20 protein-coding genes are annotated in these 21,998 nt (G+C 72.9%); 15 read left to right on the top strand and 5 right to left on the bottom strand.

All coding sequences use genetic code 11. The features are described 5' to 3' along the window. Positions 1-184: 184 nt before the first annotated feature. Entirely contained in the window at positions 185-733 is a 549-nt protein-coding gene (locus ACZ7KF_RS25170) for a 2-oxo-4-hydroxy-4-carboxy-5-ureidoimidazoline decarboxylase (RefSeq protein ID WP_471079191.1), read from the bottom strand. A gap of 196 nt (positions 734-929) precedes the next feature. Here ACZ7KF_RS25170 and ACZ7KF_RS25165 point away from each other — a divergent pair, with 196 nt between their 5' ends. The 8 genes from ACZ7KF_RS25165 (at position 930) to ACZ7KF_RS25130 (ending at position 9,048) form a co-directional block, all read left to right on the top strand. Then, on the top strand, positions 930-2,558 hold the full coding sequence (locus tag ACZ7KF_RS25165) for a beta-N-acetylhexosaminidase (RefSeq protein ID WP_471079630.1): 1,629 nt from the start codon (positions 930-932) through the stop codon (positions 2,556-2,558). 169 nt (positions 2,559-2,727) lie between these two features. Further along, positions 2,728-3,432, top strand: a complete 705-nt coding sequence (locus tag ACZ7KF_RS25160; protein ID WP_471079188.1) for a DUF4328 domain-containing protein — start codon at positions 2,728-2,730, stop codon at positions 3,430-3,432. A gap of 92 nt (positions 3,433-3,524) precedes the next feature. Next, positions 3,525-4,127 carry a hypothetical protein gene (locus tag ACZ7KF_RS25155; protein WP_471079186.1) on the top strand — a complete coding sequence of 201 codons (603 nt, stop codon included), beginning with the start codon at positions 3,525-3,527 and terminating at the stop codon, positions 4,125-4,127. Positions 4,128-4,329: 202 nt separating this feature from the next. After that, positions 4,330-4,743 carry a hypothetical protein gene (locus ACZ7KF_RS25150; RefSeq protein ID WP_471079183.1) on the top strand — a complete coding sequence of 138 codons (414 nt, stop codon included), beginning with the start codon at positions 4,330-4,332 and terminating at the stop codon, positions 4,741-4,743. Positions 4,744-5,086: 343 nt separating this feature from the next. After that, positions 5,087-5,707, top strand: a complete 621-nt coding sequence (locus ACZ7KF_RS25145; RefSeq protein ID WP_471079181.1) for an RNA polymerase sigma factor — start codon at positions 5,087-5,089, stop codon at positions 5,705-5,707. A 162-nt stretch (positions 5,708-5,869) separates the two neighbouring features. Beyond that, complete coding sequence (locus ACZ7KF_RS25140; protein ID WP_471079178.1) at positions 5,870-6,718, top strand: hypothetical protein; 849 nt, start codon at positions 5,870-5,872, stop codon at positions 6,716-6,718. 480 nt (positions 6,719-7,198) lie between these two features. Continuing rightward, positions 7,199-7,861 carry an RNA polymerase sigma factor gene (locus tag ACZ7KF_RS25135; RefSeq protein WP_471079175.1) on the top strand — a complete coding sequence of 221 codons (663 nt, stop codon included), beginning with the start codon at positions 7,199-7,201 and terminating at the stop codon, positions 7,859-7,861. Continuing rightward, positions 7,861-9,048, top strand: a complete 1,188-nt coding sequence (locus ACZ7KF_RS25130) for a hypothetical protein (protein WP_471079172.1) — start codon at positions 7,861-7,863, stop codon at positions 9,046-9,048. The genes ACZ7KF_RS25135 and ACZ7KF_RS25130 overlap by 1 nt, the downstream gene beginning before the upstream one ends. 188 nt (positions 9,049-9,236) lie before the next feature. Here ACZ7KF_RS25130 and ACZ7KF_RS25125 read toward each other — a convergent pair whose 3' ends face one another. After that, positions 9,237-10,079, bottom strand: coding sequence for a L,D-transpeptidase family protein (locus tag ACZ7KF_RS25125; protein ID WP_471079169.1), 843 nt, complete (start codon positions 10,077-10,079; stop codon positions 9,237-9,239). A 78-nt stretch (positions 10,080-10,157) separates the two neighbouring features. On the opposite strand from ACZ7KF_RS25125, the gene ACZ7KF_RS25120 reads away from it, so the two are divergent. Together ACZ7KF_RS25120 and leuE are read left to right on the top strand one after the other, a co-directional pair. Beyond that, the gene (locus tag ACZ7KF_RS25120; RefSeq protein WP_471079166.1) at positions 10,158-11,738 is read left to right on the top strand and encodes an acyl-CoA mutase large subunit family protein; all 1,581 of its coding nucleotides are present in this window, start codon (positions 10,158-10,160) and stop codon (positions 11,736-11,738) included. 192 nt (positions 11,739-11,930) lie between these two features. Continuing rightward, positions 11,931-12,581, top strand: coding sequence for a leucine efflux protein LeuE (leuE, locus tag ACZ7KF_RS25115; RefSeq protein WP_471079163.1), 651 nt, complete (start codon positions 11,931-11,933; stop codon positions 12,579-12,581). Positions 12,582-12,629: 48 nt separating this feature from the next. Here the strand turns inward: leuE and ACZ7KF_RS25110 are convergent, their stop codons facing one another. The 3 genes from ACZ7KF_RS25110 to ACZ7KF_RS25100 form a co-directional block, all read right to left on the bottom strand. Continuing rightward, positions 12,630-13,853, bottom strand: coding sequence for an acyltransferase family protein (locus ACZ7KF_RS25110; protein ID WP_471079160.1), 1,224 nt, complete (start codon positions 13,851-13,853; stop codon positions 12,630-12,632). A 291-nt stretch (positions 13,854-14,144) separates the two neighbouring features. Further along, complete coding sequence (locus tag ACZ7KF_RS25105; protein ID WP_471079157.1) at positions 14,145-15,479, bottom strand: polysialyltransferase family glycosyltransferase; 1,335 nt, start codon at positions 15,477-15,479, stop codon at positions 14,145-14,147. After that, entirely contained in the window at positions 15,476-16,453 is a 978-nt protein-coding gene (locus ACZ7KF_RS25100) for a glycosyltransferase family 2 protein (protein ID WP_471079154.1), read from the bottom strand. The genes ACZ7KF_RS25105 and ACZ7KF_RS25100 overlap by 4 nt, the downstream gene beginning before the upstream one ends. Before the next feature lie 198 nt (positions 16,454-16,651). On the opposite strand from ACZ7KF_RS25100, the gene ACZ7KF_RS25095 reads away from it, so the two are divergent. The 5 genes from ACZ7KF_RS25095 to ACZ7KF_RS25075 all read left to right on the top strand — a co-directional run bounded on the left by ACZ7KF_RS25095 (position 16,652) and on the right by ACZ7KF_RS25075 (position 21,996). Continuing rightward, positions 16,652-17,974 carry a DUF6716 putative glycosyltransferase gene (locus tag ACZ7KF_RS25095; protein WP_471079151.1) on the top strand — a complete coding sequence of 441 codons (1,323 nt, stop codon included), beginning with the start codon at positions 16,652-16,654 and terminating at the stop codon, positions 17,972-17,974. 23 nt (positions 17,975-17,997) lie between these two features. Next, a complete protein-coding gene (locus ACZ7KF_RS25090; RefSeq protein WP_471079148.1) occupies positions 17,998-19,227 on the top strand; it encodes a cytidylyltransferase domain-containing protein in 1,230 nt (409 codons plus the stop codon). Between the two features lie 12 nt (positions 19,228-19,239). Continuing rightward, entirely contained in the window at positions 19,240-20,178 is a 939-nt protein-coding gene (locus tag ACZ7KF_RS25085; RefSeq protein WP_471079145.1) for an N-acetylneuraminate synthase family protein, read from the top strand. A 47-nt stretch (positions 20,179-20,225) separates the two neighbouring features. Next, entirely contained in the window at positions 20,226-21,371 is a 1,146-nt protein-coding gene (locus ACZ7KF_RS25080) for a hypothetical protein (protein ID WP_471079142.1), read from the top strand. 241 nt (positions 21,372-21,612) lie between these two features. Then, positions 21,613-21,996 carry a hypothetical protein gene (locus tag ACZ7KF_RS25075; protein ID WP_471079139.1) on the top strand — a complete coding sequence of 128 codons (384 nt, stop codon included), beginning with the start codon at positions 21,613-21,615 and terminating at the stop codon, positions 21,994-21,996. Positions 21,997-21,998 lie beyond the last annotated feature (2 nt).

The raw sequence follows: 21,998 nt of genomic DNA, 5'->3' as shown, positions 1-21,998 counted from the left end.
AACCCTCCGGGAGCGGGGACTAGGGCCGCGCCGGCTTCACTGTCGGTCGGGCCCGGCCGGGTACGGTCCACCGGCCCCCAGCATCGTATCCATGCGGCGCGGCGAGGCTTACGGGGGGCCTACCGGTGTGATCAAAGTGGCACCGGACGGGCTAGAAATGCGGCATCCGGGGTGATGTGGGCGCTCATGTGCCGACCGCGGGGGCATTGTGGCTGGTCGCACGGTTCCTCGCGCACCTCAGATGCGCCGCCAGTCTCCCCTTCGCCAGGCGGCGCAGTTCCTCCGCGGCTATGACCCGTTCCTCCTCGGGATCGTTCGCCAATCGTGATCGGATGGCTTCGAGGATGTGGTCGATGACCTCGTCCGGGGGGACGTCGCCGAGATAGACGACGAACGCGTGCCCGAAGCGGGCCTCGTAGGCCGCGTGGGCCGCGCCGAGCGCCATGTGGGCCGCCGAGTAGGTGTCCTCGGGAAGCTCGGGGAGGGACTCGCCCGCCAGGGCCTCCGCGAGGTCGGCCGGGGAGAGGTCGTACGCCGCCTCGTCCGCCGCCGCCAGCAGGGCGTCCAGGTCGGGGTAGGGACGGTGGTCGGCGATCCGGCGGGACCAGCGCGGGCTGTGCAGGCAGTGCAGGAGAAGAGTGCGCGCCTCGTCGGCGGGAACGGTGTTGAAGGCGTCGAGGGGCCGGGGGAGGTGCGGCAGACGGTGGGCGGGCAGCGTGGGTCCTCGCGTCACATGTGGTGTGGCAGGGGATGCTGTGAAAGGTGTGTCGTCAGGTTATCGAGAGTGGTCACGGTGTGTCCGAGGGATGCCTGAAATTCACCCGGACGGGAGAGTTTCGGAGCGCCTGGATGACAGGTGAGCGCTCGTTCGGTCGTACGTTGGCGGAGTGACCCAGCACAGGCTCAGGCGCCGGGGCGTGGCGCGGCAGGTGGTACGGAAGCGGGCGGTGGTGGCCGCCGCGGTCGTCGGGACGATCGCGCTCGGCACCGGTGTCGGCGTGTGGGCGGCGTCGGACGGGGGCGGCGGGGATCCGCCGGGGAGCGCGCGGCAGTCGTCGTCCGGCCGGCTGTCCGGCACCGGAGCCGACTCCGGCGGACCGGGCGCCCCTTCGGCCAGTCCCGGCCCGAGCCGGACGTATCCGCTCTCGCGGGCGCCGCGCACGATCCCCGCGGTGCGCTCCCACACCCCGGCGCGCGGACCCGGCTGGCAGCCGCGGCGGGGTGCGCGGGTGGTGGTGAGCGACGCCGCGCTGGCCGACGAGGGACGGCTGCTGGCCGGGGAGCTGGGGCTGGCGTACGCGGGACGGAAGGCCGGTGTGCGGGCGGGCGACGTACGGCTCGCGCTCGGCGGCGGCGGCAACCCGGAGTCGTACACCCTGACCGTCCGGGACGGGCGGGTCGACATCAGCGGGCCCGGCGAGGCCGGCGTCTTCTACGGCACCCGCACCCTGAAGCAGGAGGTCCACGGCGGCGGTACGGCACCCGAGGGCGTCGTCCGGGACGAGCCGGCCAAGCCGGTGCGCGCCTTCATGCTGGACATCGCGCGCAAGCCGTTCGGCGCGACCTGGATCGAGGACCGGATACGCGAACTGGGGGACCTGAAGTTCAACGAGCTGGGGCTGCACTTCTCCGACGACCAGGCCTTCCGCATCGAGTCCAGCACCCACCCCGAGATCGTCTCCCCGGACCATCTGACCAAGGCGCAGGTCAGGAAGATCGTGGACCTCGCCGCGAGCCGGCACATCACCGTCGTGCCCGAGATCGACTCGCCCGGACACCTGGGCGCGGTCATCGCCGCCCACCCCGACCTCGGGCTGCGCAACGTGAACGGGGTCGCGACGCGGGGCGCGATCGACATCTCCGAGGACGCCTCCGCCAAGATCGTCGACGATCTGCTCGACGAGTACGCCGGCCTGTTCACCGGCCGCCAGTGGCACCTGGGCGGCGACGAGTACCAGGCGCTGACCGTGTCGGACCCGGGGGCCTCCTATCCGCAGCTGGCCGCCGCGGCCCGGCGGAAGTACGGCTCCGGAGCGACCGTCGCCGACCTCGCCACCGGCTGGCTGAACGACCGCGCCGCCACCGTCCGCGCCCACGACCGGACCCTGCGCGTCTGGAACGACGGCTTCTTCCGCGACACCGCGGTGCGGCCCGCCCAGGACCTCCAGGTCGCCTACTGGACCGGCAAGGAGATCGGTGCCCGGCAGCCGGCGGAGTATCTGAGCGCCGGCCGCAAGGTGATCAACTACAACGACGAGTTCCTCTACTACGTGCTCGGCCAGCCGCAGACCTTCGTCTATCCGACCGGACAGCGCATCTACGAGCAGTGGAACCCGCGGGTGCTGCGCGGCACGACCGCCGTGCCGGCGCGCTACGACGGGCAGATCCTCGGCGGCGCGTTCGCGGTCTGGTGCGACCTCGCCGGCGCACAGACGCAGGCCCAGGTCGCCGCGGGCATCCGGATGCCGCTGCGGGCCACCGTGCAGAAACTGTGGGACCCGGGGCGGCCCGCGCTGTCCTGGACCGACTTCCGGAAGCTGGCGGACCGGCTGGGCTGAGGACCGCCGGCGGACCGGCCGGCCCCGAGGACCGCCGCGGCGGACCGGCCGGGCCGAGAACCGAGTGGACGCGACGCGGCGTCCGACCGTATGTTCCGGTGTCCGCGCGCCCGGCCCGGGGAGTGCCGCGCGCCGTCTCAGCTCTCACGTTCCACGGGGGAACCTCGCGATGACCTCACCCATGCCCGCACCGCCGTACGCCGCCCCGCCCGGCCCCTGGCTGCGCTCGCCCGCCGGGCTCGGCCGGGCCACCGTCGCCCTGCTCGGGCTCGTCATCGCCACCGACCTGTTCGCCTGCTTCGCGGACACGCTGGAGATGAACGTCGCCGGGGACATCGCCGACGGCGCCCTCGGCGCCGACGTGATCGACCGGGCCGACCACGCCGACGCGCTCTACAGCGCGTCCGGCATCGCCCAGGGGGTGGCGTTGGTGGCCACGGCCGTCGTCTACCTGTGCTGGCTGTGGCGGGTGCGGGTGAACGCCGAGGTGTTCGACGCCTCCCGGCACAGCATGAAGCGCGGCTGGACGATCGGCGGCTGGTTCTGCCCGATCGTGAACCTCTGGTTCCCGCGCCGGATCGTCGCGGACACCTGGGACGCCAGCGCTCCCTGGGGTGCGCGGGACGGGCACGGCGTGATCAACGCCTGGTGGACGCTGTGGCTCGTCGGCATCGTCGTGGGCCGCTTCGCGTACACCAGCTCGCGCCACGCCGAGACGGCGGACGACATGCGCGAGGCCGCGAAGGCGATGCTCCTCTCCGACGCCCTCGACGTCGCGGCGGCCGCCCTCGCCATCACGGTGGTCGTCCGCCTGACCCGTATGCAGGAGCGGAAGGTCCTCTCCGGCGAGCTGCCCGCGCCCACACTTGGCTGAAAACGGATCACTGTGACACTCCCGCGCCGTCGCACGCAGTAAGGGGAAGTGCGGGCTCCGTACCGGTCGGCGCCCTGGCGAGGGAGACATTCATGAGCCTGGTGGAACTGATCGCACAGGCCGACGAACGCGGACTGGCCGCCGGCGGATTGGCTTGTTTGGATCGGTGTCTGCCGCTGCTCGGCGGCGACGACGAGCTGCTGCGCCCGCTGTGGGCGAGCCTCGCCGACGGCTCCGACTGGTCCGCGGACCTGGACCGGGCCCGCGACGCGCTCGGCTCCGCGGAACCGGCCGGCGACGAGGCCGCCCGGCTGGCCCACCGCATGCTGGAGTCGGCCCCGGCCGAGCGCACCGCCGACGCCGTACGGACCTGGGCGGACGCCTGCTCGGTGGCCTCGCTGCGCATCCACCGGCTGCTCGACCCGGCCGCGGACGCCGGTCCGGCCGCGGACGGCGGCCCGGCGTCCGCGGGCGGCCCGGCTCCGGACGGCCTCGACGGGCGCGCGGGCGACACCGCGGACCTGCCGCCGCTCGTCGCCGCCGAGCTGCGCCGCCAGGCAGCCGTCCTGGAACTCCTCGCGGGCCACGGCGCGCAGGGGCTGCGCCGGGCCCTGGACGTCTCGGTGGAGGGCCGCCGGGTGCTGCGCGCGGTGGTCTCCCGCCGGGCCCGCAGCGCCGCGGAAGCGGGGGCATGAGGACGTCCTGCGACCTTCGTGCGGGGGACGTGGGGCGGTACTGCGGCGGTTGGCGAAACGTCGGAGAAACGTTTCGAAACCCGGTGACGGAACGCGGCCGCCGCTCGCTCTTCCCTATGTGACAGCCGATCTGACAGCTCATGTGACAGCCGATGTGACAGCCGATCCGACAGCCGACCTGGCAGCTCGTGCGACGGCCCGTGTGACGGCCCACGCGACGACGCGGTACGAGACGGCACAGCAGCGGACCAGGCCGCACGCCGCGGCGAAACCCGTGCGGTGGGCGGCGGACGCGGTGGCGACGATGCGCGAGGGCGCCCGGGTGCGGCTCGACTACTCGGCGCAGAGCCTGTGGCGGGTGGACCGGATGATCGAGGAGATACGCCGGGAGGGGCCGCCGTACGCGGCCGTCGAGAGCGTGCTGCGCGGCTTCGGCGCCTACGCCGGCGAGGTGATCGTCCGGCAGACCGGCGCCGAGTGGTGGGCGACCGGCGGCGAGCACTGGCTGCGCACTCCCGACGGCCGGCTGTGGGACCCCGTGGACGAGGCCCGCCGCTGCTACGGCGGTCACGGCTCGCTCCGGCTGCTGTGCCGGGACGCGACCGGCGCCGGCTGACCCGGCCCCGGCCGACCGCCCCTGGCCGACCGCCCCTCGCCACCGCCTCTTGCCGACCGCCCCTCGCCACCGGGCCCGGCCGACCGCCTCTGGCGACCGGACCTCGCCACCGGGTCCGGCTGAGCTCCTCTGGCCGACCGCCCCTGGCCGGCTTGCCCCGGCTGACCGTCTCCGACCGGCGGGCCCAGGCCGACCGGTGCCGGCCGGGGGGCCGCCCGGCTGTGACACTTCCGGCGAACCCGACGCTGATGATCGTGGAGGGCGACAGACACGGCCGGAGCGTGTCGCACCGTGAGGGAAGCGCCACGCAGTGGCCAGGAACTCGGCACGAACGAGGACGGTCTTGGGCCAGGGAGGGGAACCCCGCCGCCCGCAGCCGCGGGACGGGGAGCTGGGTGCGGCCGTCGCGCGGGCCCAGGAGGGTGACGAGACCGCCTTCGCGGTGGCCTACCGGATCGTGCAGCCCGGCCTGCTGGGCTATCTGCGGGGCCTGGTCGGCGACGACGCGGAGGACGTCGCCTCCGACGCCTGGCTGGAGATCGCCCGCGATCTCGGCCGGTTCCGCGGGGACGGCGCCGGGTTCCGCGGCTGGACGGCGACCATCGCCCGGCACCGCGCGCTGGACCACCTGCGCAGGCAGCGGGTACGGCCCCGGGCCGCGCAGCTCGAACAGGACGCCCTGGACCTGCCCGGCCGGCACAGCACCCACGACCAGGCGCTGGAGTCGCTCTCCACCGCACGCGCGCTGGAACTGGTGCGCGCGCTGCCCCGGGACCAGGCCGAGGCCGTGCTGCTACGGGTGGTCGTGGGCCTCGACGGACCGGCAGCGGCCCGTGTCCTGGGCAAGCGCCCCGGCGCCGTCCGCACGGCCGCGTACCGGGGCCTGCGCCGCCTGGCCCGCCAACTCGGCGCCCACGGCGGTGTGACGGATGGCGATCCCCCGACGCTGGGTGAGTCGGGATGAACGCCGGCGGGCGCGGGACGTATGTAACGGCGTACCGCGCCTCCGCCACGGGGGCTGCACGCGCTGCCGTGGAGGCGGTGCACGGCGCCTCGGCGAGCGCGCGTGCCGTCTCGCACGCGAGAGCGGCCGCGAAGGCGTGGCCGGACGAGAACGGGAACGGACATGGGTGAACGGCACAGCGGCGACGCGCCGCCCGATCGCCGACGCGCACACCCTGACGCCACCGTCGCCGCGCCGGAGCGGGCCGACCCGTCCGGCGGGACCTCCGGGCTGGAGTCGCGGTTCGGCGCCGCTCTGCGCGCCGAGGAGGTCGATCCCGAGGCCGAGCGCAGCGCCCTGGCCGCCTTCCGCGCCGCCCGTGCGGCCGGGGCGCACGACGCGCGCACCCGTAAGCGGGACGACTGGCGGCCCGGGCGTCCGGGACGTGCCCGCCGCTCACTGCGGACCACCCTCTCGCTGGCGCTCGCGAGCCTCACCGTGGGCGGTGTCGCCGTCGCGGCGATCGGCTCCGCCGGGTCCGGCGCGGACGACGGCGGCCGGAGGCCCTCACGGCCCGCACGCCCCTCGGCGAGCGCCCCGGCCGCCCCGGCCGACGGCCTGGCGGCCCGGCCCTCGGACACCGGATCCGCCGGGCGCTCCCCGTCTCCCCGGTCTTCCCCGCATCCCGCGCACCCGGCCACCGCCCGGGACACGTCGGCCCATTGCCGTGCCTGGGCGCAGGCCGGCAACCGGGGCGCCGCCCTGGAGGCGACGGCCTGGCAGCGGCTCGTCGAGGCGGCGGGCGGCCGGGAGAAGGTCGCCGCCTACTGCGCCACCCGCACGGCGCCCGAGCGGAAGAAGGACGCCGACGCGGCGGGCGACTCCGGCAGCGCGGGCAAGGGCGCCGACAAGAACACGGACAAGAGCGCGGACAAGAGCGCGGACAAGGGCGGCGGCGACGGGAAGACGGCCGAAGGCAAGACGGCCGACGGGAAGACGGCCGACGGGAAGCCCGCCGGCGGCAAGCGTTAGGCACCGGCCGGTCGCCCCTCCGGCGGCGGCCGATCCCTGCGTCGCCACCGTCCGGGCACCGGCTGTCCCAGGCCGTCGACGTCGGCGACCCCGGCCCCGCCATGACGGCGGGGCGGCTCGGGGCTCGGGCTCGCGGCGGGGGAAGGCGGCTCGCTGGGGAGCGGGGGGCGAAGTCCGCGTGGGGCAGCGGGCGGTGCCCGCGTCGCCGCAGGTCGGATAGGTTCTTCGAAGCAACGGCCGGGGCCGCCACCCCCCACAGGAGAGGCCCCGGCCGTCGCGCGGACGGGCCGCGCACGGCCCGTACTCTCTTCAGCGCCGTGAGTGCGGTTTCTGTCACACCCGACCACGTCTCGTCCTCACCCTGCGCACATCCGAACCCGGTCACGAGTTAGTTGCATCTTCTACGGACATGGACGAGCAGCGGTTTAACGCCGTAACGTGCCTTTCGCGCCGACCGAAGACAGGCGTAAAGGGAGTACGGTGCTGGGGGACGACGCGGAGCTGACCGCCGCGGTGCGTGCGGCACAGGACGGGGACGAGACCGCGTTCCGTACGGTGTACCGCGCCGTGCACCCCCGGCTGCTCGGATACGTACGCACGCTGGTCGGCGACCCGGACGCCGAGGACGTCACCTCCGAGGCGTGGCTGCAGATCGCCCGCGACCTCGACCGCTTCAGCGGGGACGCCGACCGGTTCCGCGGCTGGGCCGCCCGGATCGCCCGCAACCGCGCCCTGGACCACATACGCATGCGCGGCCGTCGTCCCGCCATAGGCGGCGACGAGACGGAACTGACCGGCCGGGCCGCCGAGTCCGACACGGCCGGCGAGGCCATCGAGGCCCTGGCCACCGACAGCACCCTCTCCCTCATCGCCCGGCTCCCGCAGGACCAGGCCGAAGCGGTCGTCCTGCGCGTGGTCGTGGGCCTGGACGCCAAGACCGCCGCCGAGACGCTCGGCAAACGCGCGGGGGCCGTCCGCACCGCCGCACACCGCGGTCTGAAGCGGCTCGCGGAGCTGATCGGCGCGGATCCGGAATCGTCGGATGTGCTCGACGCGCTCCCCCCGCAGAGAGAACCGCGGCGCGACGCGGTGACGTCCGCAACTGTGACGCAAATGCGTACGCGGACGCAGAAGGACATGTGATGGCCGACGAGCAGTACAAGTGGCTGAACCGTGAGACGGCGGAACGTCTCCTACGCGGCGAGTCACTGGAAGCCGTCGACCCTGTCGCTCGTGACCAGGCCGAACGTCTCTCCAAAGCACTCGGTGCGCTGTCCGCGGAGGCGGCTGCCGCCCCCGGTGAACTCCCTGGTGAGCAGGGTGCCCTGGCCGCGTTCCGCAAGGCCCGGGAGGCGGCCGAGGCGGAGCGCACCGCCGCCGCCCATGCCGCCCCCGCCGCCCGTGCACCGGTACCCGGCGTCGACGCCGGCCTGGTCCGGATCGGGGCCCCGCCTCGTTCCGGAATCCAGGCCGGGCGCCCCCGCCGGGGCCGCCCGGTCCGGCTGGCCCTCGCCGCCGCGCTGGCCGCGGGCATGCTCGGCGGGGTCGCCGTGGCCGCGAGCAGCGGGGCGCTGCCCACGCCCTTCCACGACGAACACCCCCGCCCCGGCGCCTCCGTCTCCACCGACACGACCTCCGGGCAGCCGCTCACCCCCGCGTCGCCGTCGGTCACACCGGGCGCCGGGACCGGCACGAGTACGCCGGACGGCGATACCGCGGGGCGCCGCGACACCGGTTCCGACGAGGCCGCCGGCAAGGACGACGGCACCGGCCGGAGCACCGCTCCCGGTTCCGGCTCGCCCTCCACGACGCCCGGCCCGGGCCGGCTCCGCGTCGCCGAGGCCTGCCGCGCTCTGCGGGAGGGCAGGGACCTGGACGCCGGCCGCAAGCGGGCGCTGGAGAACCTGGCCGGCGGCTCCGCGCGGGTGACCAGGTACTGCAAGTTCCTGCTGGCCACCGGCGACTCCGCCTCCGGCACCGCGAACGGCGGCACGGCCGGCGGCGACGGCAAGGGCAGAGGCGGGGACAGGGACAAGGGCGGGCACAAGGGCGGCGACAAAGACGGGGACAAGGGCGGCGGCAAAGACGGGGACAAGGGCGGCGACAAAGGCGGGGACAAGGGCGGCGACAAGGACGGCCGGGGTGAGGACGGCGGCCGGGGCTGGGGCGACGGTGGTTCCGTCCGGCCGGGGCACGGCCATGGCCACGCCCCCCGCGGCCGGCACCGCGGCGGTGCCGCACCCGCTCCCTCCGCCTTCGCCCCGGACCCCGCGCAGGGGGACGCGCACCAGGAGATCCCCTCCCCGAATCCCTCGTACACAGCCCTCTGACCTGCGGTTTTGTCGGCCGGGAAAATTTCTTGGCTCAAGGTGTGACGTTTCTGGACCCCGGGACGCAGTACTGAGTGAGCCGACTGGTCATCGGCCGTCGCACTGAGCCAGGGTTCCCCCCGTACCCGTGGCTCGTGCACCTGGCGCGGGCGGGACACGTTCCCCCGGTCCCGCCCGCGCCCCGCAGCTCACCAGGACACGACGACCTTGTCCCCCACCCGAACCTGGGCGAAGAGCAGGGCGATCGCCGCCTCGTCCCGGACGTTCACACAGCCGTGCGAGCCGCCCGCATAGCCGCGCGCCGCGAAGTCGTACGAGTAGTGCACCGCCTGGCCACCGCTGAAGAACATCGCGTACGGCATCGGCGAGTCATAGAGAGTCGACACATGGTGCCGTGACTTCCAATAGATCGAGAAGACACCCTCGCGGGTCGGGGTGTACTGCGCGCCGAAGCGCACGGCCATCGTGGACAGCGTCCGTCCGTCGATCATCCAGCGCAGCGTCCGGCTGCTCTTGCTGATGCAGAGCACCCGGCCGGTCCGACAGCGCGGGTCCGGCGCGGCGGCCGGCTGACCGCCCATCGGATACAGCTCCCAGGTGCGCGGCGGACGGGTCATCGCTTGCAGCCGCCGCCAGGTCTCGGTGTCCGTCGCGCCGGTCCGCGGCAGCCCCCGCCTGCCCTGGAAGCCCTTCACCGCCACTTCGGTGAGCGGTCCGTACGACCCCGTCGGCCCGGCGGTCAGCCAGGCCACCTGGCGCAGCCGCGCCTGGAGCTCCCGCACGGCCGGCCCGCTGTCCCCGCGCGACCACAGCACCCGCGGCGCCGGCGTGGCGGCGGGTGCGGCGGGCGCGGCGGGTGCGGCCGGCGCGGGGCTGTCCGCGGGCGCGGGGCCGCGGCTGTCGGGCGAGCGCGTCCGCGCCGGCAGGCCGTGCTTCCCCTCGGCGTCCGTCGGCTGCACCGTGCACCCGCAGAGCGCGGCGAGCGCGGCGGCCGAGGCGAGCAGGGCGGCAGGTCTCCCCGGAATCCTCATGCCGGGGATGCTTCCCGCGTGACCCGCGCCGGACTCCGGGGCATGGTGAGGAGTACCGGTCGTCCTGCGGAGGCATCCATGACACGTGACTCGGAGTCGGGCCTGCCGATCGAGCCGGTCTACGGGCCGGCCGACCTGACCGGCTGGGACCCGGACCGGAAACTGGGCGAACCGGGCGCGTACCCGTTCACCCGCGGGGTGTACCCGACCATGTACACCGGTCGCTCCTGGACCATGCGCCAGTACGCGGGCTTCGGCACGGCGGCGGAGTCCAACGCCCGGTACCGGCAGCTCATCGCCCACGGCACCACGGGCCTGTCCGTCGCCTTCGACCTGCCCACCCAGATGGGCCACGACTCCGACGCGCCCCTCGCGCACGGCGAGGTCGGCAAGGTCGGTGTGGCCGTCGACTCGATCGAGGACATGCGGGTGCTGTTCGACGGCATCCCGCTGGGCGAGGTCTCCACGTCCATGACGATCAACGCCCCGGCCGCGCTGCTGCTCCTGCTCTACCAGCTGGTGGCGGAGGAGCAGGGCGTCCCGGCGGACCGCCTGACCGGCACGATCCAGAACGACGTGCTGAAGGAGTACATCGCGCGCGGCACGTACATCTTCCCGCCCAGGCCCTCGCTGCGGCTGACCGCGGACATCTTCCGCTACTGCACCGCGGAGATCCCGAGGTGGAACACCATCTCGATCTCCGGCTACCACATGGCGGAGGCGGGCGCGTCCCCGGCGCAGGAGATCGCCTTCACCCTCGCCGACGGCATCGAGTACGTCCGTACGGCGGTGGCGGCGGGCATGGACGTGGACGCGTTCGCCCCGCGCCTGTCCTTCTTCTTCGTGGCCCGTACGACGCTGCTGGAGGAGGTCGCCAAGTTCCGTGCGGCACGGCGGATCTGGGCGCGCGTCATGCGGGAGGAGTTCGGCGCCCGCGACCCGAAGTCCTGGATGCTGCGGTTCCACACCCAGACGGCGGGGGTCCAGCTGACGGCCCAGCAGCCGGAGGTGAACCTGGTCCGGGTGGCGGTGCAGGCCCTCGGGGCCGTACTGGGCGGCACCCAGTCCCTGCACACCAACTCCTTCGACGAGGCGATCGCGCTGCCGACGGACAAGAGCGCACGGCTGGCCCTGCGGACACAGCAGGTGCTGGCGTACGAGACGGACGTACCGGCGACGGTGGATCCGTTCGCGGGCTCGTACGCCGTGGAGAAGCTGACCGACGAGATGGAGGCGGCCACGCTGGACCTGATGCGCGGGGTCGAGGATCTCGGCGGCGCGGAGGCGGCGATCGAGCGGGGCTTCCAGAAGGGCGAGATCGAGCGGAACGCGTACCGCATCGCGCGGGAGACCGACGCCGGTGAGCGGGTGGTCGTGGGTGTCAACCGCTTCCGGCTGGACGAGGAGGAGCCCTACGAGCCGCTGCGGGTGGATCCCGCCATCGAGGAGCGGCAGCGGGAACGCCTGGCCGCGCTCCGGGCCGGGCGGAACCAGGGCGCGGTGGACGCGGCGCTGGCCGCGCTGAAGAAGGCGGCGGCGGGGGAGGAGAACGTGCTGTACCCGATGAAGGAGGCGCTGCGGGAGCGGGCGACGGTGGGGGAGGTGTGCGGGGCGCTGCGGGAGGTCTGGGGGAGCCACGTGCCGTCGGATTCCTTCTGACCGGATTCTCCTGACTCCGTCCGATTGCACTCCTTCTGATCGAACTCCTTCTGATCGAACTCCTTCTGATCGAACTCCTTCCGATCGAACTCCTTCCGATCGGACGCGTTCCGGGCCGGGCTGTCGCCGCGCACGCCCGAGCGGGCACGCCCCCGGACCGGGTTGTCGTACCCCCGTGCGACACTCCATGCCATGTTCGGCGTCATCGATCTCCCCACCTACCTCGCAGGCCTGATCCTGATCGTCCTGCTGCCCGGTCCCAACTCCCTCTACGTCCTGTCCGTGGCCGCCCGCCGCGGTGTGCGGCCCGGCTACACGGCCGCCGCCGGTGTGTGGTGCGGGGACACGGTCCTCATGACGCTGTCCGCGGCCGGGGTCGCCTCGCTGCTCCAGGGCAACGCGCTGCTGTTCGGGATCGTGAAGTACGCCGGCGCCGGCTATCTGACCTGGCTGGCGATCGGGATGCTGCGGTCGGCGTGGGTGATGTGGCGCACCCGGCGGGAGCTGGCCGCGGAGGAGGCCGTGCCCGCCACGGTCACCGAGGAGCGGCCCTTCCGCCGCGCCTTCGTCGTGAGCCTCTTCAACCCCAAGGCGATCCTGTTCTTCGTCGCCTTCTTCGTGCAGTTCGTGGACCCGGGCTACGCCTACCCGGCCCTGTCCTTCGTCGTCCTCGGCTCCTTCGCCCAGCTGGCCAGCTGCCTCTACCTGAGCGCGCTGATATTCGGCGGCACCCGCCTCGCCGCCGCCTTCCGCCGCCGCAAGCGGCTGTCGGCGACGGCCACCTCGGCGGCGGGCGCGCTGTTCCTCGGGTTCGCGGTGAAGCTGTCGCTCGCCGGCGCGTGACGCTTCGCCGGGTCCGGCCCCGGCCCGCCCGCCTTTCCGCGCGGCGACCTACACGGTGATGCCAGGGGTGCGAGACCTCTTCAGCGCCCTTTTCAGGCGGGGGCCGAACGGCTTCTCCACGAAGCGGTGCGTCAGCCAGGCCAGCGCCAGCATGGTGGTGACCGTCGCTCCGAGTGTCGGCCACGCGGGCAGACCGAGGGCACCGCGCAGGACGTGGATGACGAACCAGCCCAGGTGCTCGTGGACCAGGTAGAACGGGTACGTCAGCGCGCCCGCCGTGGCCAGCCAGGACCAGTCGGCGCGGCGGGTCCAGCCCAGTGCCACGGCGGCGACGGCGGCGAAGGCGAGGGTGACGATCAGCAGGATGACGAGGGGGCTGCGCGCCGGATCGCCATGGGCTCCCTCGTGCCACAGGCCCCGCGTGGCGGTGTACTGGCCGAGCAGCCAGGAAGTGGCCACGATGCCCCACAGCAGCAGGTCGCCGCCGAAGCGGTGGATGAGGTAGAGGGCGAGACCACCGATGAAGAACGGGGCGTAGTCGGGCATGACGACCTGGTCGAGCAGTGGGCTGCCGGCGGTGCGGCACAGGACGGCCGCCAGGGTCCACACGCCGCAGAACAGCACCACGCGGCGGTAGGTGACGCCGCGTACGACGACGAGCAGGGCGAACAGCGCGTAGAAGCGGACCTCGACCCAGAGCGTCCAGCACACCCCCAGCACCCGTGGCGCGCCCATCGGCTGCTGCAGCATGGTCAGGTTGACCAGGAACTCGTCCGGCCGCACGGCGTGGACGACGGCCGGCAGCGCGAGGGACGCGCCGGTGACCAGCACCAGGGCGACCCAGTAGGCGGGGTAGAGGCGGGCGACCCGGGAGCGGAAGAAGTCGCCGAGCGTGCGGCCCCAACTGCTCATACAGATGACGAACCCGCTGATGACGAAGAAGAACTGCACACCCAGACAGCCGTAGACGGCCACCCGGGACAGGGTGGGGAACAGCTGCGACGGTGCCCGGTGCCAGGCTTCGGAGACCGTGCCGCCGCGTCCGGCGTAGTGGTAGAGGCAGACCAGCAGCGCGGCGAGCAGCCGCATGCCGTCGAGGGCGAGCAGCCGGCTCGGGCCTTTGCCGGGGGCGGGCCGGCCGTCGGCGGAGCGGGGCGCGACGCTCGCCGGTGCGGGTGCGGGTGCGGGTGCGGGTGCGGGTGCGGGTGCGGGTGCGGGAGCGGGAGCGGGAGCGGGGGCGGCGGAGGCGATTGCGGGAGACGAAGCAGACATGGTGTCCGGCGCTTACCCGACTATCCGCCGATCATCAAAGAATTCTTGTGAATATCCCCGGCATGAGGGACCGTACCGCCGTCACCTGGGCGAGTCCCGTGAAAGCCGTACCCGTGACGCCGAGCATTTCCCCGGACGTGCCGACCGGTTCACCCGTGCGTCGTCCCGTTTCCCTTTTCTCCACCCGCCCCCACATTTCGGTGAACTCCCGGCAAGCCGCTGTCCACTCATTGTTCGCCCGAAAGAGGCGGGTCCGGTCCCGGACCCGCCCCTGCCCCGGAAAGGAACGCATCAGCGGCGTACGGAACGGCGCAGGCTGCGCGCCTTGCGTGCCACACGGCGGACGGTGGCGTTGCGGGGGATGAACGCCATCTGGGCGGGCAGCCCGCCCGGCAGCGCCAGCGCGGTCAGACGCTTGCGCTTGAAGTAGCGCAGGGTCTTCTCGTCCAGGTTGGCGGCGAGGAACCGCTCGGTCTCCGCGCGCAGTCTCGGCAGGATCTTCGGCTGCATCGCGAAGCCGACGGCACTCACCAGCCGGCCCAGCGCCGTCACGTCCGCGCCCCGGCGCTGCTCGGTGACCGCCGTGCGGTCGTCCAGGTCGGGCAGCAGCGCGTCGACGACGGTGACGGGGACGCGGTTGCTGTTCTCGTACGGCGTCAGCCGCTCCAGCAGCAGTTCGGTGCCGACGCGCGCGACGGGCAGGCCGTACAGCGCGGAGGCGGTCAGCAGGGCGGTGGAGAAGCAGCCGACCACCAGTGCCGGGCGCAACCGCTGGTACAGCACCTCGGCCAGGACGGGAGTGTCGAGGACGGTCAGGTCGACGCCGAGTTGCTCCGCCGCCTGTTCCAGAGTGCGGGTGAAGCGGGCCGGGGCGGAGGGGTGCGGCTTGAACACCACTCTGGTGTGGCCGAGTCGGGCCGCGCCCCTCAGCATCCGCACATGCAGGTCCTCCTCCTCCTCGGCGGTGAGGATGTCCAGCGCGGAGAGGTACTGGCCCAGCAGCAGCGCGGGTTCCTCGATCTCCGGCAGGTCGTCGCCGAGGGGAGCCAGCTCGGTCAGCACCTTGGTGAAGTCGTCCGTCGGCACGATCTCGGACGGCACGCCGAACTCGGTGAGCAGCAGCGGCTTCAGACCCGGCACCAGGTCGAGGTGGAGCACACGGTCCACGCGGGTGCCGACCAGCGGATCGATCTTGTTGCGGGTGGGGCCGTAGCTCATCAAGCCGTCGGCGTAGACGGTGACCGGGACTCCGGTGAAGATCTGCGCGAGCGCGAGCGACGGGTTGACCTGGATCGACTCGACCGCCAACTGCACGTCGTCGTCGCCCAGTCCCCACTCGTGACGCAGGAAGCGCTGCCACAGCGGCAGGTCGTCCCCGCGGGGAGACCAGCCGCCCGGGTGGAAGGGGAAGATGGTCTCGTTGTACGAGATCACGTCGTCGAAGCGGTCACGCAGCCGCTCGAAGCCGGGCATCTCGTCCAGGGCCGGTGCCGTCTCGGGCGTGGCCGCGTTGTTGCAGACCAGCAGGATCCGCCGGTCGGCGGGGGCGAAGCGGCCGGAGTCCAGCGCGGCGGCGAGCGTGGCCGTGCCGTACAGCGTCGACGCCTGGAAGATCTGGGTGGTCACGCGGCGGCTCCCGCGGGGACGGAACGGCGGCGCAGGCGGCGCAGCTTGGCGGAGCGCTGGATGTCCATGGAGTCCAGCGCCTCGTCCAGTACGTCCTGCGGCATGCGGCGCAGCGCCTCGGCGCTCATGGATTTCAGCTTCTTCGCCACCGCGGGCTCGAACCTCTCGATGGATCCCAGGTGATGGGAGATGATGGCGCAGTACGTGCGCACGGCTTTCGGCAGCAGGGTGGCGGCGTCCCGGTCCGCGGCGGTCTCCGCGATCACCTGGTCGAAGGCGCGGATGAAGTCGAGCTGCCGGACATCACCGATCTGGGTGAGCGACGAGGCGACCCCGCGCCGGTAGAACACACCGAGCAGGTTGACCACGGCGAAGGACTCCGCCTCGCGGTGCAGCTTCCAGATCCACGGCCGGTCCTCGGCCGTGCGCAGCCCGTCGGTGAAGTGCAGCAGGCCGCGGTCCAGCAGCCGGCGGTGGTAGATGCCAGCCCAGGCGAACGCGTAGTCGACGGATGTCGAACGGTCGGCGGGCAGGATCGCCTGCCGCGGGTCCAGCACCACGTCGCGCCGTCCCACCGGCACCCGGTGCACGCTGCGCGCCCGCGCCGTGCACTGCACGTGGTCGGTGCGCACGAAGTCGCAGCCCAGGCCCTCGACGGCGGCCAACAGCCGCTCGTAGTAGCCCGGGGCGAGCCAGTCGTCACCGTCCAGGAAGGTCAGGTATTCACCGCGCGCCCGGTCTATGCCGGTGTTACGGGCGGTGGCGAGCCCCCCGTTCTTCTCGTGCCGGACGAGTACCGCTCCGGGCAGTTCGCGTTCCGCGCGCGCGAGAATGTCTGGTGTCCCGTCGCGCGAACAGTCGTCGACGAGAATGAATTCGAAGTCGCCGCGCGTGTTCGCACTGAGGCTCCTCAGTGTGTCCGGCGCGTATTGCTGCACGTTGTAGAACGGCACGATGACGGAGAGCTTGACCACGACATGGACGTTAGGCCGCGGCCCGGCATTCGTCTTGACGGCATTCTTGATACCAGGTGAACGAAGCATGGCGAAGCCGTGAACCAGGCTTGTTCCGCGCCCGATCGCGGCCCGGTTCGCCATTCGGCGGTGTGCTGTTAACCGTTTGTTGCATTCAGGTTGGGCGGATCCTCGGAATGCCTTCCTAGCGTCTTGGACGTGCCAGCAAGTGCTACGAAGTCCCTGCGGGTCGCCGTCCTCGCGGACTCCGACACCCGGTGGAAGTGGGGCGCGCTCACCGCGCAGCGCCTCACTCCCGCGGCTGCCGAGGTCCGGCTCGACGGCTACCTCCTGCGAGGACGCGCCACTCCAACCGCCCGCCAGCTCGGCGAAGTCGGCGTCCAGGCGGACTCCCTGCGCGAGGTCACCGGCGTCGAGTTCCTGCGCGCGATGACCGAAGGCACCGAAGCCCCCTACGACGTCCTCGTCCTCGCCCTGGTCGGCGGCGGCGTCCAGGCGATGCTGCACGGACTGCGCGCCGCCTGGGGCTCCGGGAAGCGCCCCGTGGTCGTCACCGGCTACGTCGGCGTCGTCTACGAGAAGCTCGCCGACGGGCTGCTGCTGCGGCACGGCGCGGACCTCGTCCTCGCCAACTCCCGCCACGACGCGGACCGGTTCCGGGCCGTGTACGAGGGCGTGGGCGCCGACGCCTCCTCGGTCACCGAGGTCGCGCTGCCCTTCCTCGGCGGCGAGCCCTACACCGGCGAACACGACCCGTACACCGTGGTGTTCGCGGCCCAACCGTCGGTCCCGGACAACCGCCGCGACCGCACGTACCTGCTGGGCCGCCTCATGGACCACGCCCGCAAGCACCCCGAGCGCGAGGTGCTGCTCAAGCTGCGCTCCAAGCCCGGCGAGCACACCACCCACATCGAGGAACTGCCGTACCAGAAGCTGGTCCAGGGCGCGGACACACCGGCCAACTTCCGGCTGGTGTACGGGCACATGGGCGAGGTGCTGGACCGCACCGACCTGCTCGTCACGGTCAGCTCCACGGCCGCCCTGGAGGCCCTGCACCGCCGGATCCCCACGGCCGTCCTCACCGACCTCGGGGTCCGCGAAGCGCTCGGCAACCACCACTTCACCGGTTCCGGCTGCCTCGCCTCCTGGGAGCAGCTCGACGCCGGGCACCGGCCGGTGCCGGACGAGGAGTGGGTGGCACGGCAGGGCGTGGCCGCCGGCGGCGGAACGTACGCCACGGCGTTCGACACCGCCCGCGAGCGCATCGCCAAGCTGCTCGACCGCCCCGGCGGCCTCCCGCCCCTGAACCCCTACTACACCACCGAGACAGCGCCCGGCTATCTGCCCGGCATCCTCGCCCGCCACCACCTCGGCCCCGACGGCGTACCGCTGCCCGGCGCGCCCGCCGCCGACAAGGCGCCCGGCCCCGTACGGCAGATCGTGCGCCGGGCCGCGCGCGGCGCCTACCGGCACGGCGTCCAGCGGGTCGCCCCTGTGATCCGACGGATGGGCGAGCTGTGACCTCACTGCAAGGAGTAGACCCCATGTCGAACTCGGAAGCGGGCCCAGGAGCCTCGGTCCGGCGGGTACTCGCGGTGATCCCCGCGCGCGGCGGATCCAAGGGCGTGCCCGCGAAGAACCTCGCCCCCGTGGGCGGTGTCCCGCTGGTGGCCCGCGCGGTGCGCGAGTGCCGGGCGACCCGGCTGGTGACCGACGTCGTCGTCTCCACCGACGACCAGGCCATCGCCGCCGCCGCGCGGGAGGCCGGCGCCGAGGTCGTGCTGCGCCCGGCCGCCATCGCCGGCGACACGGCCACCTCCGAGGCCGCCGTCCGGCACGCCATGGACACCCACGAGGCGCTGCACGGCGCCCCGGTCGACGTGGTCCTGCTCGTGCAGTGCACCAGCCCGTTCATCGTCCGCGAGGACATCGACGCGGTGGCCGCCGCGGTCGCCGAGAACGGCGCCGACACCGCCGTCACCGTGGCCCCCTTCCACGGCTTCGTCTGGCGCCAGGGCGACGAGCAGGCGGAGGGCGGCGTGGGCGTCAACCACGACAAGTCCTACCGCCCGCGCCGCCAGGACCGCCCCCAGGACTTCCTGGAGACCGGCGCCGCCTACGCCATGGACGCGGCCGGCTTCCGCGCGCAGGGCCACCGCTTCTTCGGCCACACCGAACTGGTCCGCACCGACCCGGCCCGGGTGCTGGAGATCGACGACCCGCACGACCTGGCGCGGGCCCGGGCCCTCGCACCCCTCTTCGACGCGGACCGTCCCGGTGCGCTGCCGACCGCCGACGACGTGGACGCGGTCGTACTGGACTTCGACGGCACCCAGACGGACGACCGGGTGCTGATCGACTCCGACGGACGGGAGTTCGTCGCCGTGCACCGCGGCGACGGACTCGGCATCGCGGCCCTCCGCAGGAGCGGCCTGAAGATGCTCATCCTGTCCACGGAACAGAACCCGGTCGTCGCCGCCCGCGCACGGAAGCTGCAGATCCCCGTGCTGCACGGCATCGACCGGAAAGACCTCGCGCTGAAGCAGTGGTGCGAGGAGCAGGGCATCGCGCCGGAGCGCGTGCTCTACGTCGGCAACGACGTCAACGACCTCCCCTGCTTCGCCCTCGTGGGCTGGCCCGTGGCGGTCGCGAGCGCTCATGACGTCGTACGCGGCGCCGCACGCGCGGTCACCACCGTCCCCGGCGGTGACGGCGCGATCCGAGAGATCGCCAGCTGGATCCTCGGCCCCTCTCTCGAATCCCTCCCCAAGTAAGGACACCCCCTGATGAGCACCAACTCCCGTCTGCGCACGTTCGGTTCGCGCGAGGTAGGCCCCGGCAAGCCCGTCTACATCTGCGGCGAGATCGGCATCAACCACAACGGTGAGCTGGAGAACGCCTTCAAGCTGATCGACGTGGCCGCCGAGGCCGGCTGCGACGCCGTCAAGTTCCAGAAGCGCACCCCCGAGATCTGCACCCCCCGCGACCAGTGGGACATCGAGCGTGACACCCCCTGGGGCCGGATGACCTACATCGACTACCGCCACCGCGTGGAGTTCGGTGAGGACGAGTACCGCCAGATCGACGCGTACTGCAAGGAGAAGGGGATCGACTGGTTCGCCTCCCCGTGGGACACCGAGGCCGTCGCCTTCCTGGAGAAGTTCGACGTCCCCGCCCACAAGGTGGCCTCCGCCTCCCTCACGGACGACGAGCTGCTGCGCGCCCTGCGGGCCACCGGCCGCTCGGTCATCCTCTCCACCGGCATGTCCACCCCGAAGCAGATCCGCCACGCGGTCGAGGTCCTGGGCAGCGACAACATCCTCATGTGCCACGCCACCTCCACCTACCCGGCCAAGGCCGAGGAGCTGAACCTCCGCGTGATCAACACGCTGGAGAAGGAGTTCCCGAACGTCCCGATCGGCTACTCCGGCCACGAGACCGGCCTGCAGACCACCCTCGCCGCGGTCGCGCTCGGGGCGACCTTCGTCGAGCGTCACATCACCCTGGACCGCGCCATGTGGGGCTCCGACCAGGCCGCCTCCGTGGAGCCGCAGGGCCTCGTCCGCCTCGTCCGCGACATCCGCACCATCGAGGCCTCCCTCGGTGACGGCGTCAAGAAGGTCTACGACTCCGAGCAGGGCCCGATGAAGAAGCTGCGCCGCGTCGCGGGCGTCGTCGCCGAGGCGGAGATCGCCGCGGCGGCGGGCGAGCCGGTCTCGGTCTGAGCATCCTGACCGCCTTAACTGCCCTACGACGGGACGGTCGTACGCCGATGAGCCCCCGCGCCGGTCAGGCCGGCCACTCTGCCCGCACGCTCGCCTTCGTGGAGAGCCCGGTACAGCTGCTGAACGTACTGGAGTGGGCGCACATACACGGCCTGCGCGACGCCGCCGAGCCGGCCCGGCCCGCCGTGCCCGCGCAGGCCCGGCGGCTGCCGGCCGGCTCGCCTCCGGCCGCCGCGGAGCTCACCGTCGTCGTCCTGTCCCCGACCGACCCCATGACCCGGGGCCAGCTGCGCCGCATGGCGGACCTGGCCCGGGACGAGGGGTACCGGGTGCGCTGGGAGGAGGCGCGGGGCGGTACGACCGCGCCCTTCCACACCATCGGCGGCCTGGCGGGTTCCCTCCGCCGGGCCGACCGCATCGTCATGGGGGACCCGTTCTCCCGCTACGTACAACTGCTGTTGACCATCACCCGGGCCCGCGAGCTGGTCGTGGTCGACGACGGCACCGCGACGATGGAGTTCGTCGCCCAGCTGGCCCGCGGCGAACGCCTGGTCCGCTGGCACCGCAAGGGCGGCCGGCCCGGCGCCCGCGACCTGCTCTTCGCGCCGGTCTCCTCCTCCGCCCGGCGCCGCCTCACCCCGAGCGACAGCCGGCGCGTCGAGGTCTTCTCCTCCATGCCGGTGACGGAGACCCCCGAGGGCGTCACGGTCACCGCCAACGACTTCGCCTGGACCCGCGCCCGCTTCGGCCCGCCGCGCATCACCGGCAGCGCGGACATGGTCGGCACCTCCCTGGTGGAGACCGGGGTCGTGGACGGCGACCGCTACCTGGAGGCCGTCCGGAACCTGGCCAAGGCCCACGGCGCCACCCGCTACTTCGCGCACCGCCGCGAGAGCACCGACAAACTGCACCGCCTGGCCGCCGAGACGGGCCTGGAGATAGTCCGCCCGGACCTCCCCCTCGAACTCATCGCCCGCCGCGGCCCCATAGGGCGGACGATCCTCAGCTTCCCCTCCACGGTCGTCCACACGCTCCCGCTGGCCCTGGCCGGCACCGGCGTACGCGTGGCCGTCTGCGACATCGACCCGACCTGGCTCACGGACACCGCCTCCCCGCGGGCCCAGGGCTTCCTCTCCGGCGTGACCGGCACGGCCCGGGACGTGCACCGGCTGGCGGCGGTGAGCCCGGCGTAGTCGGTCCGGCTGCCACGCGGTTCTTCGCGGGCCCCTGCCGCTCCCGCAGCGGGCCGCATATGAGTAGGGATACTCAGGCACCGTGTGATCACATCGCAGTAAGATTTTTCACCTTGTGCACGGACCATGTGCGAGGCGGCGGAACAGCGCCGGAAACGGGGAAACGGGGAGGACGTCACGCATGGCGTGGGACGAGTGGGAGCAACTGAAGGCGGATGCGGCAGCGCGCGGTTCCGCTCACATGCAGCTGAATCACGTCCCGGACCCCGTGGGGGTGGGCTACGACCGTCTGAAGTCGGACAAGAAGGCCTGGTCGACCGCCGGTGAAGGCGTCTCGGGCCTGAAGGGCGACATCGGCAAGGCGCTGGGGAAGCTGGACGAAGGGCAGTCGGGGCTGGGCGACACCGCCGGGTGCGAGTCGGCGGCGGCGCAGGCGGAGTTGTTCGCCTCCTGGAAGAAGTACGTCTCCGATGTCAGCGGCCGCTGCGGTGACCTGGGCGGACTGCTGGAGCGCACGGGCCTCGACCTGGCGGTGTCCGACGCGGACGTGAAGTCGGAGCTGGACAAGATCAGCGCCAAGTACAAGGACACCGACGCGGTCGGCGGCCAGGCGAAGGGCCGGTGACC

The organism is Streptomyces sp. NPDC038200 (genome assembly GCF_055600785.1).
Note: the sequence above shows the minus strand (reverse complement) of the source record. Positions and strands in the feature narration are given on the sequence as shown.

What these genes read in the sequence shown, in the direction of transcription:
- ACZ7KF_RS25090 (WP_471079148.1), top strand. Translation starts at nt 17,998, where the DNA reads ATGTCGAACTCGGAAGCGGGCCCAGGAGCCTCGGTCCGGCGGGTACTC.
- ACZ7KF_RS25160 (WP_471079188.1), top strand. Translation starts at nt 2,728, where the DNA reads ATGACCTCACCCATGCCCGCACCGCCGTACGCCGCCCCGCCCGGCCCC.
- ACZ7KF_RS25130 (WP_471079172.1), top strand. Translation starts at nt 7,861, where the DNA reads ATGGCCGACGAGCAGTACAAGTGGCTGAACCGTGAGACGGCGGAACGT.
- ACZ7KF_RS25125 (WP_471079169.1), bottom strand. Translation starts at nt 10,079, where the DNA reads ATGAGGATTCCGGGGAGACCTGCCGCCCTGCTCGCCTCGGCCGCCGCG.
- ACZ7KF_RS25120 (WP_471079166.1), top strand. Translation starts at nt 10,158, where the DNA reads ATGACACGTGACTCGGAGTCGGGCCTGCCGATCGAGCCGGTCTACGGG.
- ACZ7KF_RS25085 (WP_471079145.1), top strand. Translation starts at nt 19,240, where the DNA reads ATGAGCACCAACTCCCGTCTGCGCACGTTCGGTTCGCGCGAGGTAGGC.
- ACZ7KF_RS25155 (WP_471079186.1), top strand. Translation starts at nt 3,525, where the DNA reads ATGAGCCTGGTGGAACTGATCGCACAGGCCGACGAACGCGGACTGGCC.
- leuE (WP_471079163.1), top strand. Translation starts at nt 11,931, where the DNA reads ATGTTCGGCGTCATCGATCTCCCCACCTACCTCGCAGGCCTGATCCTG.
- ACZ7KF_RS25080 (WP_471079142.1), top strand. Translation starts at nt 20,226, where the DNA reads ATGAGCCCCCGCGCCGGTCAGGCCGGCCACTCTGCCCGCACGCTCGCC.
- ACZ7KF_RS25075 (WP_471079139.1), top strand. Translation starts at nt 21,613, where the DNA reads ATGCAGCTGAATCACGTCCCGGACCCCGTGGGGGTGGGCTACGACCGT.
- ACZ7KF_RS25140 (WP_471079178.1), top strand. Translation starts at nt 5,870, where the DNA reads ATGGGTGAACGGCACAGCGGCGACGCGCCGCCCGATCGCCGACGCGCA.
- ACZ7KF_RS25110 (WP_471079160.1), bottom strand. Translation starts at nt 13,853, where the DNA reads ATGTCTGCTTCGTCTCCCGCAATCGCCTCCGCCGCCCCCGCTCCCGCT.